This is a genomic window from Mycolicibacterium sp. MU0050 (assembly GCF_963378085.1).
Classification (GTDB): domain Bacteria; phylum Actinomycetota; class Actinomycetes; order Mycobacteriales; family Mycobacteriaceae; genus Mycobacterium; species Mycobacterium wendilense.
The window spans coordinates 5,061,801-5,079,412 of record NZ_OY726395.1; the positions used below are offsets into that span (position 1 = coordinate 5,061,801).

Sequence of the window (17,612 nt, forward strand, 5' to 3'; positions counted from 1 at the left end):
AATCGATTACCGATGGGTGCGCGGACCTGGGCCCTCGCCGGCCACGGCGTTGTCCCATCCCGCCAACGCCAGGTCGGCGACCGCGTGCAGATCATCGCGGCCGGCCCCGCAGCGGGCCTGCACCGCGATCCCCTGGCACACCGCGGCGACCCAGCGCGCCAGCAACGCGGTGTCGGCCGGGGCGATCTCTCCGGCGGCCATCGCCACGTCGAATCTCCCGGCCAACGCTCGCACCGTCTCGGCCCGTAACTCGGCCAGGCCCGGCCCGTCCCCGACGGTCAGGCAACCGCGTACCTCGCCGCTCACGGTGTCGGCTGCGCCGTGCATCATCGCGGCGGCCACCTCGCGGGCGGTCCGGCGGGCCAAGGCCTGACCCAGGTACCCGCCGGGGCCGGCGAGGTAGCGCCGTGTCGCCCGATCGAACAGGGATTCCTTGGAGCCGAACTCGGCGTAGATACCGCGGCGGTTCACCCCGGTGGCCGCACTCACATCGGCGATCGACACAGCGTCGTAACCGCGTTCCCAGAACAACTTCATCGCCGCGTCCTCGACCGCGTCGGGGTCGAACTCCCGCGGCCGTCCCACCACCATCGCCCGCCCCTTCCAAACTCGTCGTCGATATCGGGAATGAAAACCCCGACACCGGTGCTGACCTCAGGATACTAAGTAACACTCCGGTTCGTAATTAGTTCGGAAGGACCTTCCAGATGAGCACAGCAACCCTCGCCGGCAGGCGCGCCCTGGTCACCGGCGGTTCGCGCGGGATCGGCGCCGGGACAGTTCGACGACTGGCCGCCGACGGTGCCGCCGTGGCGTTCACCTATTCGGCCTCGGCAGCAGAGGCCGACAAGCTGGTCGCGGAGGTGACCGCGGACGGTGGGAAGGCGGTGGCAATTCAGGCCGACGCTGCCGATCCGGGGCAAACCGAGGCCGCCGTCGCGCGGGCCGTGGCCGAACTCGGCGGGCTGGACATCGTGGTGAACAACGTCGCGGTCGGTCATTTCGCGCCCATCGACGACTACCCGGCCGAAGAGTTCGATCGCTTGGTGGCGATCAACATCGGCAGCATGTTCTGGACGATCCGCAGCGCGCTGGCGCACCTGGGCCAGGGTGCCCGGATCATCAATATCGGCAGCATCAACGCCGATCGGGTTCCGGTGCCGGGCTTTTCGGTCTATGCCATGACCAAGGGGGCGGTGGCTTCCTTCACCCGGGGACTGGCCCGCGAGCTCGGCCCGCGCGGCATCACCGTCAACAACGTGCAGCCGGGGCCGGTCGACACGGACGCCAACCCCGCTGACGGGGAATTCTCCGAGCTCGCCAAGCAGATCATCGCGCTGGGCCGCTACGGGCAGACCAACGAGGTCGCCGCCCTGGTGAGCTTTCTGGCCGGCCCGGAGGCGGGCTTCGTGACCGGCGCGAACCTGAATGTGGACGGCGGTTACACGGCCTAGCTGTGATGTCCAGGGAGGTTGGTCAGTCGGGTGACCGGTGGCTGGCCTCCGGGGGCGGAGTGGGCTCGGTGGTGATTGTAGGAGTGCAGCCAGCCTGGTAGGGCTGCGTTGCGGTGCTCGGTTGATTCATAGAGCCGGGCGTAGGCCCAGCCATCGGCGAGGGTGCGGTGGAATCGCTCGATTTTGCCGTTGGTCTGTGGCCGGTACGGGCGTGTTCGCTGTGGGACACGAAGGCCTCCTGGTTTATGAAGCGGCCCTCGGCGGGCCCGGCGCTACCCGGGTCCGCCGATGCCAGGCGCGGGGACGTCGGAGGTCACCACCACCACTTCACTGACCTCAGCGCCAACCTGCCGCAGCTTGTGCGGCGCCGCGGCGTCGAAGTACGCGCAGTCGCCGGCCTGCAGGCGGGTGATGTCTCCGTTGTAATTCAGCTCGACGGCGCCGCGGTGCACAAACAGAAATTCCTGACCCGGATGTGTCGGATGCGGGTGCGCGCTGAACTGCCGGCCCGGGCGCACCACAAACGGCGACATCGACTTGCCGAGCATTCGCTCCGCGACCGCATGGTGCCGGTCCGAACCACGGTCTGCGGCGCGTCCGATGGCAAACGTGGTGACCTCTGGGTCATCCGAGAATAGCTGCGCGACGTCCACGTCGAGCGCACCGGCGATCTTCAGCGCCGCCGCCACCGACGGCACACTCTGACCACGCTCCACCTTGGACAGATAACTCTTGGTCAGCCCGGTACCCGCCGCCAACTCATCCAACGTCATCCCGCGCTGCTGCCGCACTGCACGCACCAATCCACTCACGCCGCCCCACCTTACCCCCATTTGAATATATGACACGCTGTGTCCTATCATTACCATTGTGTCGTTTGTGAAATGAGAGGAAGATCGATGGGCAGTACGTTGCAGGACTCCAAGGGTGATCTGATGCGCCGCGCACTCGACAGCCTGAGCCGCAATGTCACGGACTCCGAACTCACGGCGCGGCAGAAGCTCGCGCTGACCTGCCGCGCACTGTTCGACGCCGGCCACGATTCCGGATTGGCAGGCCAGATCACCGCCCGCGCCGAAGCGCCCGGCACCTACTACACCCAGCGTCTCGGGCTGGGCTTCGACGAGATCACCGCGGGCAACCTGCTCCTCGTCGACGAGGACCTCAACGTGCTCGACGGGACAGGAATGGCCAACCCGGCCAACCGGTTCCATTCCTGGATCTACCGCGCCCGGCCGGACGTCCAGTGCATTGTGCACACCCACCCGTTCCACGTCGCGGCGCTCTCGATGCTCGAGGTCCCGTTGATGGTCTCCCAGATGGACATCGCACCGCTGTATGACGATTGCGCGTTCCTGGCGGACTGGCCCGGGGTGCCGGTGGGCAACGAGGAAGGCGAGATCATCTCCGCTGCCCTCGGCGACAAGAAGGCGATCCTGCTGGCCCACCACGGCCACGTCGTCGCCGGTGCCAGCATCGAGGAGGCCTGCTCACTGGCCATGCTGATCGAGCGGGGAGCCAAGCTGCAGCTGGCGGCCATGGCCGCCGGGACCATCGCCGAACTGCCCGACCGGCTGGCGCGCGAGGCCCACGACTGGACGCTGAAACCCAAACGTAGCCAGGCCAACTTCGCCTATTACGCCCGCCGAGCCCTGGCCCAGCATCCCGACGCTCTCGACCAGTGATCTGACCACCCCGAAAGGACCAACCCCATGAACGAGCCGATCGCAGGCATCATCGCCTATCCCGTCACCCCGTTCACCCCCGGCGGCGACAAGGTCGACACCGCGAAACTGGCCCAGCTCGTCGAGCAGCTGATCGACACCGGAGCGCACGCCATCGCCCCCCTGGGCAGCACCGGCGAGTCCGCCTACCTGACCGAGGAAGAGTTCGATACCGTCGTCGACGCCACGGTGGCCGCCGTCGACAGCCGCGTACCAGTCGTCGTCGGTGCGTCAGATCTGACCACTGCCAACACCATTCGTCGGGCCAAGTACGCGCAACAGGCCGGAGCCGACGCGGCGATGATCCTGCCGATTTCCTACTGGAAGCTGACTGAGCGCGAGATCGTGCAGCACTACACTGCGGTGGCCGCCGCCATCGACATCCCGATCATGGTCTACAACAACCCGGCCACCAGCGGCATCGACATCAGCCCCGAGGTGCTGGTGCAGATGTTCAACGACATCGACAACGTCCAGATGGTGAAGGAGTCCACCGGCGACCTGTCGCGGATGCGCCGCATCAAAGCGCTCTCGGGTGGCGCCCTACCGTTCTACAACGGCAGCAACCCGCTCGTCCTCGACGCCCTCCGGGAGGGCGCATCCGGTTGGTGCACCGCCGCACCGAACCTCCGCCCGCAGCGGTGCCTCGACCTCTACGACGCGGTACGCGCCGACGACATCGACCGCGCCCAGTCGATCTACGACAACCTCGCTCCCCTGCTCCGTTTCATCGTGGCCGGCGGGCTGCCCGCCACGATCAAAGCCGGACTCGACCTCCTCGGCAGCGATGTGGGTGAGCCCCGGGCTCCCCTGCTTCCATTGGACGCCGCCGGGCGTGATGAGCTCACGGCCATCCTGGCGGCGGTACCACAATGAGCGGCCGCTTCGCCTTGCGCATGCACGCAAGGGACCCGGAGCGTATGGCACCTTCACCGTCACCGGTGACATCCCCGCCTGTACGAACGCCGCGTTGTTCTCCGAAGCCGGTAAGCAGACCGAGACATTCGTCCGATTCTCCACGGCGGCCGGCGATCGCGGCGTCGAAGCCATGACGCCGATCGGATTCCTCGACACGGTATCCGTCGGTCGGGCTCGCCAGATGTCGGTGCGTGGGCGCGTCATCGACTCCGCGATCGCGAAATCCGCCACCGCCGAGGCAGTGTGGGTTGGTCGCCTTGGCCTCACCGGAGATGAACACGGAGACCGGGTGCACCACGGTGGTCCCGACAAGGCGGTGCTGGCGTACCCCAGTGAGCACTACACCGCTTGGGCGGACCAGCTGGGCCGTCCCGAGCGCCCCGCCTTCGGCGAGAACCTGACCACGACGGGACTCTTGGAGCATCAAGTCGTGCTGGGCACGGTCTACCGGATCGGGACCGCCGTCCTGCAGGCCACGCAGCCTCGCCAACCCTGCTACAAGCTGGCGGCCTTCCATGAACAGCCCGACTTGGCGGTGCGCACCCAACAGACCGGCCGCACCGGCATCTACTTTCGGGTGCTGCAATCCGGCACCGTGCGCGCCGGCGACGTCATCACCTTGGTTGCTCAACCCAACCACGGCATCACCGCCGCCGAAGTACACCGCGTCCTCAACATCGACCGCGCCGACCGAATGGCTGCACGCCGCCTCCTGGCCCACCCCAACGTGCTCCCCGCGCGCTGGCAGCGGGCCCTTCAGAAGCGCCTTGCGGGCGACCTCGACGACCACACCGAACGCCTCTACGGCGCCCCCTGACTACACGAGGAGCGATCATGACCACCACCATCCCCGGCTACACCTACGACGACCCGATCTGAGCCCGTCCCCGGCCTCGCTCGCGGAACTGGAGAAGCTCCGCGCCTGCGGGTTGTTCGACCCCGGCGGCCCCCTGCCGGAGTACCTGGCTCGGGTACGAACAGGTTCAGCACGCTCCCGGCTGGGTATTCCGCCGCTCTACCGTGTCACCGACCGTCAGGACCCACATGAGCAGCACAAGTCAGCGGGATCTGGGTAATTCCGGCAGTCCGATCGAGGACGAGTTGGAGGACGCCTTCAACCGGATGGTCGACGAAGGCACCCAGCGCCTGCACCGCAGCTGGCGAGAGGTGTTGGTGACCGGGGCGTTCGGCGGCACAGACGTGGCGATGGGGGTCCTCGCCTACCTCGCGGTGTTACACGCGACAGGCAACCAGCTACTCGCCGGCCTGGCGTTCTCCATCGGTTTCCTGGCCCTGCTGCTCGGCCGAAGTGAGCTGTTCACCGAGGGATTCCTCATTCCCATCACGACCGTGGCCGCCAAGCGGGCCAGCGTGGGACAGCTGCTCAAGCACTGGAGCGGCACCCTCGTCGCCAACCTCGCCGGCGGGTGGGTGCTGATGTGGTTGGTCATGCAGGCGTTCCCGAGGCTGCACGAACAGACGGTCGAGTCGGCCGCCCACTTCGTCACCGCGCCACTGTCGTTGGAGACGGTGACGTTGTCGCTGCTCGGCGGCATGGCGATCACATTGATGACCCGCATGCAGCACGGCACCGACGCAATGGTCGGCAAGATCGCCGCCGCAGTTGCCGGCGCCTTCGTGCTCGCCGGACTCCAGATGTTCCACTCGATCTTGGATTCGCTGCTCATCTTCGGCGCGCTGCATACCGGTGCGGCTCCGTTCGGATACCTCGACTGGCTGCGTTGGTTCGGCTATGTCGTCGTCGGCAACATCGTCGGCGGCTTCACCCTCGTCACCATGCTGCGGCTGCTGCGCATCAAGGACCGCGTCCAAGAGGAGCGCGAGGAGGCGCAGTCACCGTGAACCGCGATCAGCATCCTTCGGACGTCGCCGCTGCGGCGGCGGCGATCACATCCGATACCTCGCCGCGGCGTTCCCAGGCGTCCCGCTGCCGCATCGCGCCGTTGCCTTGTTCGAAGACGCGGCCCAGTTCGGACTCGACGAACTCGAGATCGCCGACCGCGCGCAGCGCCGGCGAGATCCGCTCCACGAGGTCGCGCAGCAGGTCGATGGCGGGCACCAGGCCGCGGCCCTCGAACGGATCCACGGCGTGACCGTCGAGTCCGTCACGCGCCGACTTCCATTGCGCCGCAGCCAGTTCGTGCGGCCGCAGCCGCCGGATGGGGACACCGCGCCGCTCGTCGTCCAGAGCCGTCATGACCGTCCCACGGGTGAGCGCGGCCAATAGCACCGTCTCGGCCGGCGTGGCGGGCACGTCGGCGACGCGCACCTCGACGGTCGGAAAGTTCGCCGACGGGCGGACATCCCAATAGACCATGCCGTCGTCGAGCATCGCGCCGATGTCCTGCATCTGCCGCACTGCGGCCGTCGTAGTCGTCCTCCGAGTCGAAGTACGGCGGCGGCCCGGCGCTGGGCCACCGGGACCACAGCACCTGACGCCAACTTGCGTAGCCGCTGTCGGCGCCCCGGTAGATCGCGGAGTTGGCCGTCAACCCCAACAGCAGCGGAAGCTGGGGCCGCAGCCGATTGCTCACCTGGATCGCCGCCTCCCGGCTCGGCACCGCGACGTGCACATGGCATCCGCAGATCCCCTGTTCGTGCGCGATCATTCCGAAGCGTTTCGCGATCCGCTCGTAGCGCGGCGCATGGGTGATCGGAAAGTGATGGGGCACCGACGGCGGCAGCCCGACCGCCAGCAGCTGCGCCCCGGCGTCGGCGGCGGCGTCGCGGGTGACGCCCCGCAGCCGCCTCAGTTGCGCGCGAACGTCATCGAGGGTGGCGGCGACCTCTGTGGCCGTCTCCACCTGGCAGCTGGTGAGCTCGAGTTGCAGGTCCACACCGTTGGCCGCGGCGAGTTCGGCAACGCGGGTGTTTCGGGGCACGGGCTCACCCGCGCGCGGATCGACCAGGAGGAACTCCTCCTCCACACCGATGGTGGGATGACTGGACATGGCCCCTTCCGCGGTCCTCGATGGTCCTGCTCAATTGCCCGCTTACCGCGGGCGGGAAACATGGCCTCGGACACACCGCGGAGCGTGCGGTCAGTCAGTGTCCGACCAACGGAACACCGCCAGACAACCGAGCAACCCGCCGATGCTCCACGCCGTCAGGATCAGGAAGATGCGCCAGTGTTCCCAGCTGCCGGCCGGCTCGATGGCGACCAACTCCGGCGGCAGCAGCACGGACCGGAAGCCCTGCGCCATCCATTTGACGGGGAACAGCGACCCGACGATCAACATCCAGGTGGGCAACACCATGAGCGGCACGTAGGTGCCGGAAACGAACTGCAATCCCACGGCCGGCCCGTTGGTCAGCGCCGCCGCCGACACCGCGTTGCTGGCGAAGTTGCTGATGAGCACGCCCAGCAGCGAGCAGCTGACGACACCGAGGATGAACACCCACGTCAGCGTGAACCAACTGAAAAGCTCTGTCGGCAGCCGCAATCCGAAGGCCAGTACCCCGACGGCCAGCAGGATCACGGCCTCGGCCAGGCTGACGATCGCGACGAGCATGATCTTGCCGATGAAGTAGGACGTCGCCGTGGTCGGGGTGCCGCGCAGGCGCCGCAGCGCCCCGGTGTCCCGGTCGGCCGCGATGCTGATGCCCAGATTGATGAACGAGGTCGACAGGATGCCGTAGGCGAGCATGCTTGCCGCGATCACCGCACCCGTGGTGACCTGACTTCCGGGCACGGGATTCGAGAAGATCGAGCCCAGCAGCAGGCAGATCACCGCGGGCATCGAAAACGTCAGCACCATCTGTTCGGGCCGGCGGTAGAACATCTTCAATTCCGGTACCACGCGCGAGAACCCGATCCGTACCGCCGACGCGACCGTCGCCGTGCCGCTCGCCGTCCCGACCGACATCAGGCCAACCCGATCAACTGCAGGTACGCATCCTCGAGGGTGGGGCGCGTGACGGTCAGGTTGGCCAATTCGTCCCCGTACCGGCTGCGCTGCCGGATCAGGTAGGTGGGTCGGTCCGTGCGTTCGACGTGGACGACGTCCCCGTCCTCCCACCGCACCGTGGCCGCCGTGTCCACGTGCGCGGTCAGCCTGGCCGGCGAGTCCACGGCGACCACCCGGCCGGCGGCGATGACCGCGACCCGGTCGGCCAGCGCCGCGGCCTCCTCCAGGTAGTGGGTGGTCAGCAGGATGGTGGTGCCGTCGGCGGCCAAAAGCCGGATCAGCTCCCAGAATTGGCGCCGCGCCTCGGGGTCGAACCCGGTGGTGGGCTCGTCCAGGAACAGCAGTTCGGGTGTTCCGACGATGCCCAGCGCGACGTCGAGTCGGCGACGCTGGCCACCCGAGAGCGCGCGCACCCGAGATCCGGACACCGCGGCCAGGCCGACGAGTTCGAGGACCTCCCCCGGGTCGCGCGGGGTGCGGTAGCAGCTGGTGAACATCTGCATGATCTCGCGCACCGTGAGCATTCCAGCGTCGCTGACCTCCTGCAGCACGATCCCGATGCGGGCGCGCCAGTCGCGGCCGGCACTCCCGGGATCCTCGCCGAGCACGCGGACCTGCCCGGCGTCCCGCTTACGGTTGCCCTCGAGGATCTCGATGGTGGTGGACTTGCCGGCGCCGTTGGGCCCGAGTATCGCGAAGATCTCGCCGTAGCCGATGTCGAGGTCCAGCCCCCGCACGGCGTGGGTGTCGCCGTAGCTCTTCGTCAGGCCCCGAACGTGCACCGCGGACGCGCCGGTCGGGGCCGGCACCGGCGACGCCCGGACTTGCGAGTGTGTCACGACTGCGACCCCCCGAGTTCCGGCTCGGCCGCCTCCGATTCGAGTTCGGCCAACAGCGCCCGCAGTTCGGCGTCGGTGAGATCCTGCATCAGGCCGTCCAGGTCTTCGGTGGGCTCCACGGGGGCCATCGCGTCCTCGGCCGTCGGCGCCGGCCGGCCGTGCAGCGCGCTGAGGTCGGCCAGGATGCGGGCCGCCAGGGAGTTCACGCTGACCCCGCGCAGGATTTCGAGCACCGGCAGGTCGATCGAGAAAGTCGTGTTGATCCGCACCCGGAAATCCATGGCCATCATGGAATCCAGGCCGATCTCGTCCAGCATGGCGTCGCGCTCGATGTCGGCGGGGCTGCATTCGAACACCGTGGCGACCACACGCTGCACATGCTCCGCGATCACCTCGGGCCGGTCGGCCTCCGCCGTCGCCGCGAGCACCCCGATGATCGACGTTTCGGCGTCGGTGGGATCAACTGGAGCACCGGTCTTTTCGAGTTCCGAGAACATCATCGGCAGCCGTCCGCCCATTCCGGCATGACGCGCCCGGTTCCAGTCGGCGGTGATGGCGACGACGGTGGGCACCTGCTGGTTGATGACGCGTTCGAGGATCCGCGCGCCGACCGCCGGCGTGATGAGTTCGATCCCCCGCTGCGCGTAGATCTTCTCCAGCTTGAGCTCCTCGACCATCCCCACCGACCACGGGCCCCAGCCGATGGTGAGCGCGGGCAGTCCCCGGGCCCGCCGGTGGTGGGCAAGGGCATCCAGGTAGGCGTTGGCGGCCGCGTAGTTGCCCTGACCGGGCGCGGCGATGGTGGACCCCGCCGAACCGAACAGCACGAAGAAGTCGAGGGGATGTTCACCGAAGGTGTCGTGCAGCGCCCGCGCGCCGGCGGCCTTGGGGGCGAGCACCTCGGCGTAGTCCTGCTCGCGCATGTTCACCAGCAGCTGGTCGTTGACCGTCCCGGCGGCGTGGATGATGCCGCGCACCGGCCGGCCGCCGCTGCGGGTGTGCTCGGCCAGCCAGCCGCGCAGCTGTTCGACGTCGGTGACATCCACGCTGGCCGTGGCGATCTGGACACCGTGGCGTTCGATCGTTTGCAGCGCGGTGACGGTGTCGAACTGCGCGTCGCCCTCCCGCAACGACGACCACCGCTCCCGCGGCGGCAGCGCGGTCCGGCCCAGCAGCGTGATGTGCCTTGCCCCGCGCTCGGCGAGATAGGTGGCGACGACCCGCCCGAGTGCCCCCGCCCCGCCGGTGATGACGTAGGTCGCGTCGGCGGCCAGCTTCGTCGGGAAGGGTTTGGTGAGTTGCCGGCACGGGCGCAGGCGCGGGACGAAGGTCGCCTCGCCGCGGATCGCGAGCTGATCCTCGGTGTCCTCGCCGAGCGCGTTCTCGCAGATCTGCGCGGCCGAGTGCGGCGCGCCGTCGCGGCGGTCGATGTCGATCAGGGCGCCCCAGTGTTCGGTGAGCTCCTGATGGCCGATGACCCGGCCGAGTCCCCAGAGGGGGGCCTGGTCGAGGCCGGTCGGGTCGACGCCGGCCGCGGGTTGGGCGTTGGCGGTGACCAGGAACAGCCGGGGTTTGTTCCCGTCATGGGCGGCAAGGGCCTTGGCCAGCCGCAGCACCGTGATCGCGCCGTATTCGTCGGCGTCGCCGCCGTCGGCCGGGATGTCGAGGGGCCAGCAGTCGATGATCCCGGCCCGCGCGGTGGCCTCGCCAAGGTGGGCGCGGAACTGTGCGCCCCACTCGGTGACACCGGGCGCCCCGCCGGACGGCCGTGACACGGCGTGCACGCGCTGCCCGCGGCCACGCAGTTGCTCGACCACCGCGGCACCCACCCCGCCGTCGTCGGTGAGAACCAGCCACAAGGCGGGCTCGTCGAGACCGGGCACCGTTGCCGGCGCGGGCTTTTCGATCCACTCGAGGTCGTAGAGGCTCTTGTCGATGTGGTCGGGAGACATCCGCGACGATGCGCTCAGCGACTGCACGGTGAACCCGCCGAACACCGCGATCAGGGCGCCGTCCGGGTCGGTGATCGTGAGGTCGCACTCCACCTCGTCGCGGGTGGCGAGCAGCACTCGGGCGTGCACCGTCATGTGCTCGGCCGGGGAACCGTAGAGGGCGCAATGCCGGATCCGGGTCGGCAGGAAGGGGCTGCCGCTATCCTCCTGCCCGGAAAACGGTGCACCGAAAAGGGTTTGGAAGGCACCGTCGATGAGGGCGGGATGGAATCGATACTCGGGGAGAGCACCGGCGATCGCGGCGGGGACCGCGAGTTCGGCGGACGCCCAGTCGTGGCCGGCGGTGACGCCGGCCACGGAACGGAAGGCGGCGCCGTAGTCGAATCCGAGGGCCTCGGTGCGGCGGTAGAACTCCGCGGCGTCGATCCAGATGACCGGCCCCGCGCCGGTGGCGGCACCGGGAGGGTGCGGCGCCGGCGGCAGGGTGTTGAGTTCTGCGGTCGCGGTGATCGTCCACTTCAGGTCGCCGTCGGCGGTGGCGGTGAACGCGGCGAATTCAAGGGTCCCGTCGTCCTGGTTGAGGGTGGTCCGCAGCACCGGGTCGCAGGTGTCGTCGAGCAGCACCGCGCGGTGCAACGTCAGGTTGTCGACGCTGTGTTCGGCACCGTAGGTCTCCCGGCCGGCGGCCAGCGCCATCTCGACGTACACCGCGCCGGGTACCACCGCGCTGCCCTGGATTCGGTGCTCGGCGAGGAAGGGGTGGCTGATGGCGCTGAGTTCGGCCTCCCAGGTGGGGTGCACCCCGCGCACCGGCTGCCCCAGCAGGGGGTGCACGGGCCGGTAGTACAGCGCTTCCTCGGCCTCGTGGGTCTCGTTCCAGAACCGCTTGTTCTGCCATGGATACGACGGCAGCTTGAGCAGGCCTGCGCCGTCGTCGGAGTTCACCGCGGACCAGGCGATGTCGTGGCCCTGGCAGTGCACCGCGCCCACACAGTTGAGCAGCGCCCGGCCGTCGTCCTGGTCGCGGCGTTGCGACGCGATCACTGAGACCCGCTGCGTGCCGGCGGTTTCGGCGATGGCGGCCGCCAGTACCGGGTGCGGGCCCAACTCGATGAAGTGGGTGTAGCCGTCGTCGAGCATCCGCCGCAGCGCGGGCTCGAACAGGACCGTGGCGCGGGTGTTCTGCCACCAGTAGGCGGCGCCGTCGTCGTAGCGGTCCAACATCTCCCCGGTGACCGTCGAATAGAGCGGCAGCGCGGCCGCCTTCGACGACAGTCCCTCCAGCGCGTCGAGGAGTTCGGGTTTGACCGCGTCCATGTAGTGGGTGTGATACGGCACCTTGACCGCGAGGTAGCGGTGGAACAACCCGGCGATATCCAGTTGTCGGGCAACGCTTTCCAGGACCTGCGCGTCGCCGGCGACGGTGACCGACGTGGGGCTGTTGACCGCGGCCACCGAGACCCGGCGACCGAACTCCGCAAGGGTCTGCGCGTCGATCGTCTGCATCAGGGTCTCGGTGTCCAGGCCGACCGCGAGCATCCGACCCTGCCCGCTGGTGCGTTGTTGCAGGCGGCTGCGGTGATAGATCACCGCGACCGCCTGCTCGAAGGTCAACAGACCCGACAGGTGGTGCGCGGCCACCTCGCCGGCGCTGTGGCCGATCACCGCGTCGACAGTGATGCCGAAGTGCGCGAGTTGCTCGGCCAGCGCCACCTGGACGGCGAAGTTGGCCGGCTGCGCGATCTCCGTTTCGCCCATCCGGGAACGGGTTTCGTCGGCGCGCAGTTCCTCGAGCAACGACCAGTCGGCGTAGCGGGACAGCTCGCGGTCGCTGCGCAGGATGCTCTCGGTGAAGACGGGGAAGGTGTCGAGCAGGCCGCGGCACATCCGCCACCACTGCGGTCCCATGCCGGTGCAGACGAATGCGAGTTTGGGCGCCCCGGCGACGCGCTCCACGGACAGTTGCCCGCCGGCCGTGATGGCCTGGAGCTGTTCGGGCGCTTCGGCGATGCTCTCGACGGTCACGGTCTGCCGGTAGCTCAGATGCGCGCGGCGCCGGCCCAGCGTGTACGCCAGGTCCGCCAGGTCGGTGTCGGGGTGCGTGGCCAGGTGTTCGGCCAGCCGACCCGCCGTCGCGGCCAGGGCCTCCTCGCTGCGCGCCGAGATCGGCAGGACGGTCGGGCCGCCCCGGCGGCGCTCGGCGACAGCCCGAGGTTCCGGTGCGGGCGGCGCGGCCAGCACGGCGTGGGCGTTGGTGCCGCCGAAGCCGAACGAATTGACCCCGGCAATCCGCCGCTCGTGGTCGGGGAAGGCCCGGCCCGCCGCGGGCACGTCGAGCTTGAGGTCTGTGAGCGAGACGTGCCGGGTGGGGGTACCGAGGTGCAGGGTGGCCGGGATGTAGCCGTGCTTGAGCACCAACGCGGCCTTGATCAGTCCGGCGACGCCGGCGCCGGCCTCGAGGTGGCCGATGTTGGTCTTGACCGAGCCGATCAGCAGCGGGTCGGTCGGCGGCCGCTCGGAGGTCAGCGCGTTGGCCAGGGCCCGCATCTCGATCGGGTCGCCGACGGGGGTCCCGGTACCGTGCGCCTCCACGTAACCAACCTCGCCGGGTTGCACGCCGGCGCGGCCGAGCGCGGTCCGGATCGCGGTCTCCTGGGCGTCTTCGCGGGGGACGGTGATGCCGTCGGTGCGGCCGTCCTGGGACACCGCGGTGCCCAGGACCTGGGCGTAGATCTCGTCGCCGTCGCGCAGCGCCCGCGCCAGCGGTTTGATCACCACCACCGCCCCGCCCTCACCGCGCGCGTACCCGTCGGCGGAATCGCTGAAGGCCTTGGACCGCCCCTCCGGGCTGAGGAACCCGCTGGTCGATTCCGCGATCGCGGTGTTGGGTCCGATCATGATGTTGACCCCGCCGGCCAGCGCCAGATCGCATTCGCCGTTCCAGATGCTCTGCGCGGCGAGGTGCAGCGCGACCAGCGAACTCGAACAGGCGGTGTCGATCGTCATGCTGGGACCGCGGAAGTCGAAGGCATGCGACAGCCGGTTGGCCAGCATCGTCATCATCATGCCGGTCGCCGAGTGCGCCTTGAACCGGTAGCGGCTGGTGCGGCCCTGGTTCTGCAGGAGTTGATAGTCGAGGGTGAAGCCACCGACGAACACGCCGACCTCGCCGCCGGCCAGGCCGTCGGCGGGAATTCCGCCGTCCTCCAACGCCTCCCAGGCGACCTGCAACAGCAGCCGTTGCTGGGGATCGAGGGAGTGCGCCTCCCGCGGGGAGATGGAAAAGAACTGCGGATCGAACTGGTCGATCTCGTCGAGGAAGCCGCCGCGGCGGGTGACGATCTTGCCGAGCTTGGCCGGGTTGGGATCGTGGTAGCGCCCGGCGTGCCACCGGGTCTCCGGGACTTCGCGGGTGGCGTCGACCCCGTCGCACAGCAGCTGCCAGAACTTCTCCGCGGAGTCCGCGCCTCCGGGCAGACGACAACCGACACCGACGATCGCCAGGGGTTCCCGGGTGGTCATGCGCGGCGCGCCCGGCAGCGACGGTCGATGCGGGTGGGATCGCTGGCAGGCATGGGCACTCCTCGTCGTCTGGCACGGCTTGTGAGTACTTCGTCGCCGCGGCCGGTCTGGATGGGTACCCACTTGCACGCGCGCCGATCCGCGCGGCCCGCCTGCCCGGGTCAGTTCGGCGCGAGCGCCGGAGCGGCGGCGACGATCCAGCCGCGGCTGAGCGGGTTGGTGGCGTCGTCCTCGCGGTGGATGCGCCGCCATTCGCGCAGCAACGGGTCGCGCTGCCAGGCCTGCACCTGCCGCACGACGGCGTCGTCGTCGAACCGGCGGGACTTCTCCTCGAGCACCGCGTCGACCAGTTGACCGGCCACGTGCCGCAGCAGGCGGGCGTTGGAGTCGAACTGCGCGGCGAAGTCGGGGCTCGGCCCCATCATCGCGGTGTGCAGCGCACCCATGAAGTTCAGCGGCGCGTACAGGTCGACGAACGGCACCGAGGTGGTGTCACGCTCGACGGCGGCCCACTCCCGAAAGAAACGTTGCATCCGGTTGCTCAGTGCGATCAGACCGTCGAGGTGCGGCACGAAGTCCGGGTCGTCGGTGATGCGGACAAACCGGTCGTTGACGTAGAGCAGCCCGATGAATCCCCAGTAAAAAGCGACGTCCCAGATGATCTTCGCCGACATCACCGCGGGCGTACCCATCAGGGCGTACTGGTCCTGGTAGATGGCCAGCCACATCTGCGTCAGCGACCTGAACAGCGTGTCGCTGATCTGGGCGCGCGCCGCGACGTCCCCGCCGTCGAGTTCGCGCACCACCATGTCGGTGATCAGGCCGTTGCCGATCGCGACGAGGTCCAGGCCCGAGGAGTACAGCGGGTCCAGGAAGATGCCCGCGTCCCCGGTCAGGCACCAGCGGGCGGCGCCGTCGAAGACCTGCGTCGCGTCGTGGCTGTACTTCTTCATCACGCGGAAGTCCCGGATCTGCTGCTCGTGCTCGTCGATCACCGCGGCGCACTGCGGTTCATGCTCATGCAGCCACGCCCGGGCCTTGTCGAGTGTGTTGAACCCGACGAACGGGTGATACGCCGGGTCGGCGACGATCCCGACGCTGGTGGCGCCGGAGCCCAGCCGGATGAGCCAGACCCAATAGCCCTGCCCCATCAGGTGATTGGTGGACAACGCGCGGTCGCCCTCCACCAGCCGGGCCTGCCACGTCGGGTCCTGGCTCCAGCGGCCGACGTCGATCTCGGTGGCGACGCGGAACCAGACCGCGTTGCAATTGTGCTGGTTGGCGCGCTTGAGGTCCAGCTGCCGGGGCAGCGTCCGGTTGCGGCCCGACGCGTCGACGACCCAGCGCGCCGTCGTCGCCACCGCCCCGTCATCGCCCTGGTAGGACACGACGTGCCGGTCGGCCCCGAAATCCACCGCGCGCACCCGGCCGCGGGCGGTGTCGATGCCCGCCGCGACGCAGCGCCGGTAGAGCTCGTTCTCCAGCCGGCCCCGGTCGATCTGGTACGTGACCTGCGGGACGAACGACGAACTGCCGACCTCCATCCGCTCGGCGATGTCGCTGTTCCCGTTGTGGGAGAAGAACATCCGCAGGCCCATCTTGCGGATGTGCGCCGTGGCGAGGTGATCCCCCAGGCCGAGTCGGTCCCGCAGGTAGTGGGCCGACACCTCGACGGTGGACTCGCCGACGGTGTGGGTGATCTCGGGTACCGGGTGCGCGTTCGGTTCGACGATCAGGATCCGGGTCTGCGCCCGCGCGCTGCGGATCTCCAACGCCAGGGTCAGGGCGGCCGCGCCGCCGCCGACGATCACGACGTCATGGTCGACTGCGGGGGCCTCGGATTCGACGAGGCGACTTCGGATCCGGCGCGCCAGCGCCGCCCGGGCCGCCGGGTCGAGGTTCGCGAGCTGGTCATGCACGTTCATGCGGATACCCTTCTTCGACCGGCACCAAAGGCGTGTCGTCGGCGCGTTTGCGGCCATAGACGGCCTCGAAGATCGGCGAGGCCATCAGCGTCGTGATGATGGCGACCAACACCAGAATGGTGAACAGGGTCGGGGTGATGATGCCGGCCTCCAGACCGATGTTGAGCAGGATCAGCTCGATCAGTCCGCGGGCGTTCATCAGCGAGCCGAGCGCCACCGACTCGCGCCCCGAGACCCCGCTGACGCGCGCGGCCACCGCGCAGGCGATGCCCTTTCCGGCGACCGCCACGACGAGCAAGCCCAGCGTGACGGCCCACAACGCGGGGGTGTTGACCAGTCCGATCTCGGTGTTCAGGCCCGAGTACACGAAGAACAACGGCAGCAGGAACGTCGTGGTGAGCGGCTCCAGCTTCTCGGTGAGGCGCTGCGCGAAGAAGCCGGACGGCATCGCAGTGCCGAGAATGAACGCACCGAAGATCGCGTAGATGCCGATGGAGTCGGTGATCCACGCGCACACCATCAGCAGGATCAGCACGGTGCTGAGCACCGGCGTCGGGATGCTCGCGTGGCCGGCCGACTTGTCGGCGAGCCCGGCGAACCGGCGGCGTCCCACCGTCAGCAGCAGGACCGTGTACAGCAGTCCGCCACCGATGGCGACCACCGCCATGGTGGGGCTGTTCTGGTGGATGGCCAGCACGATGGCCAACACGCACCAGGAGATGGCGTCCGAGGTCGCCCCGCACGCCAACGCCAGGGTGCCCAAAGGCGTTCCGGAAAGCCCCTTTTCGAAGATGATCCGCGCGAGCATCGGGAATGCCGTGATCGCGACCGACGCGCCCAGGAACATCATGGCCATGCCGAGGCTGACGTCGGCGCCGAAGAATCCGCCGCCCGACAGCAGCGGGATGGCGGCGAGGGCGCCCAGCGCGAGCGGGGCGAGCGTGCCCGTCGCGGACACGGCGGCGGCGGTGCCCGCACGTTTTTTGACGTGGTTGATGTCGAAGTTCAGACCGATGATGAACATGTAGAGCACCAGGCCGATCTGCGCCGTGGTGTAGAGCACCACGTTGGCCACCCCGTCGGGAAACAGGGTGTCCTGCAGGCCGGGCGAGACCCGACCCAGCAGCGAGGGTCCCAGGATGACACCGGCGATCATCTCGCCGACCACCTGCGGCTGTCCGATCCGTTGCGCCGCCAGCCCTGCGACGCGGCACGCCACCAGGATGACGGTCAGCTGCAGGAAGAACTGGATGGCGGTCTCGGCGGGCACGACTCAGCCCCGCCTGTTCGACGTGCCGGTCAGGCGCGGTGGCGGTCGCAACGGGGGCGAAGGTGGCGGCACGTCGCCA

At 68.9% G+C, this 17,612-nt stretch carries 12 protein-coding genes and 2 pseudogenes; 5 read left to right on the forward strand and 9 right to left on the reverse strand.

What is annotated here, in order from left to right; genetic code table 11:
- Nucleotides 1-6 precede the first annotated feature (6 nt).
- The gene (locus tag R2K23_RS24125) at nucleotides 7-591 is read right to left on the reverse strand and encodes a TetR/AcrR family transcriptional regulator (RefSeq protein ID WP_316513242.1); all 585 of its coding nucleotides are present in this window, start codon (nucleotides 589-591) and stop codon (nucleotides 7-9) included.
- Between the two features lie 116 nt (nucleotides 592-707).
- Here R2K23_RS24125 and R2K23_RS24130 point away from each other — a divergent pair, with 116 nt between their 5' ends.
- Nucleotides 708-1,454: an SDR family NAD(P)-dependent oxidoreductase gene (locus R2K23_RS24130; RefSeq protein ID WP_316513244.1), complete on the forward strand. Its 747-nt coding sequence runs from the start codon at nucleotides 708-710 to the stop codon at nucleotides 1,452-1,454.
- On the opposite strand, the pseudogene R2K23_RS24135 reads toward R2K23_RS24130, so the two are convergent.
- Together R2K23_RS24135 and R2K23_RS24140 are read right to left on the reverse strand one after the other, a co-directional pair.
- Nucleotides 1,451-1,675, reverse strand: a pseudogene (locus R2K23_RS24135) (integrase core domain-containing protein); the annotation flags it as partial. The gene R2K23_RS24130 and the pseudogene R2K23_RS24135 sit on opposite strands and share 4 nt — an antisense overlap.
- Nucleotides 1,676-1,726: 51 nt before the next feature.
- The gene (locus R2K23_RS24140; protein ID WP_316513246.1) at nucleotides 1,727-2,266 is read right to left on the reverse strand and encodes a helix-turn-helix domain-containing protein; all 540 of its coding nucleotides are present in this window, start codon (nucleotides 2,264-2,266) and stop codon (nucleotides 1,727-1,729) included.
- 87 nt (nucleotides 2,267-2,353) lie between these two features.
- On the opposite strand from R2K23_RS24140, the gene R2K23_RS24145 reads away from it, so the two are divergent.
- From R2K23_RS24145 to R2K23_RS24160, 4 genes are all read left to right on the forward strand, one after another.
- Nucleotides 2,354-3,139: an aldolase gene (locus R2K23_RS24145; RefSeq protein ID WP_316513248.1), complete on the forward strand. Its 786-nt coding sequence runs from the start codon at nucleotides 2,354-2,356 to the stop codon at nucleotides 3,137-3,139.
- A gap of 27 nt (nucleotides 3,140-3,166) precedes the next feature.
- Nucleotides 3,167-4,054 (forward strand): dihydrodipicolinate synthase family protein, encoded by an 888-nt coding sequence (locus R2K23_RS24150; RefSeq protein ID WP_316513249.1) that lies wholly within the window; start codon nucleotides 3,167-3,169, stop codon nucleotides 4,052-4,054.
- The gene (locus R2K23_RS24155) at nucleotides 4,017-4,913 is read left to right on the forward strand and encodes an MOSC domain-containing protein (protein ID WP_316513251.1); all 897 of its coding nucleotides are present in this window, start codon (nucleotides 4,017-4,019) and stop codon (nucleotides 4,911-4,913) included. Before R2K23_RS24150 ends, R2K23_RS24155 begins: the two co-directional genes overlap by 38 nt.
- A 227-nt stretch (nucleotides 4,914-5,140) precedes the next feature.
- Nucleotides 5,141-5,959, forward strand: coding sequence for a formate/nitrite transporter family protein (locus R2K23_RS24160; RefSeq protein WP_316513253.1), 819 nt, complete (start codon nucleotides 5,141-5,143; stop codon nucleotides 5,957-5,959).
- Nucleotides 5,960-6,065: 106 nt separating this feature from the next.
- Here the strand turns inward: R2K23_RS24160 and R2K23_RS24165 are convergent.
- The 6 genes and pseudogenes from R2K23_RS24165 to R2K23_RS24190 all read right to left on the reverse strand — a co-directional run.
- A pseudogene (locus R2K23_RS24165) lies at nucleotides 6,066-7,068 on the reverse strand (YbdK family carboxylate-amine ligase); the annotation flags it as partial.
- Nucleotides 7,069-7,158: 90 nt separating this feature from the next.
- Nucleotides 7,159-7,983, reverse strand: coding sequence for an ABC transporter permease (locus R2K23_RS24170; protein ID WP_316513254.1), 825 nt, complete (start codon nucleotides 7,981-7,983; stop codon nucleotides 7,159-7,161).
- A complete protein-coding gene (locus R2K23_RS24175) occupies nucleotides 7,983-8,864 on the reverse strand; it encodes an ABC transporter ATP-binding protein (protein ID WP_316513255.1) in 882 nt (293 codons plus the stop codon). Before R2K23_RS24175 ends, R2K23_RS24170 begins: the two co-directional genes overlap by 1 nt.
- The gene (locus tag R2K23_RS24180) at nucleotides 8,861-14,338 is read right to left on the reverse strand and encodes a type I polyketide synthase (RefSeq protein WP_316513256.1); all 5,478 of its coding nucleotides are present in this window, start codon (nucleotides 14,336-14,338) and stop codon (nucleotides 8,861-8,863) included. The genes R2K23_RS24175 and R2K23_RS24180 overlap by 4 nt, the downstream gene beginning before the upstream one ends.
- Before the next feature lie 161 nt (nucleotides 14,339-14,499).
- Complete coding sequence (locus tag R2K23_RS24185; RefSeq protein ID WP_316513259.1) at nucleotides 14,500-16,263, reverse strand: NAD(P)/FAD-dependent oxidoreductase; 1,764 nt, start codon at nucleotides 16,261-16,263, stop codon at nucleotides 14,500-14,502.
- Nucleotides 16,250-17,533, reverse strand: coding sequence for a cation:proton antiporter (locus R2K23_RS24190; RefSeq protein WP_316513260.1), 1,284 nt, complete (start codon nucleotides 17,531-17,533; stop codon nucleotides 16,250-16,252). The genes R2K23_RS24185 and R2K23_RS24190 overlap by 14 nt, the downstream gene beginning before the upstream one ends.
- Nucleotides 17,534-17,612 lie beyond the last annotated feature (79 nt).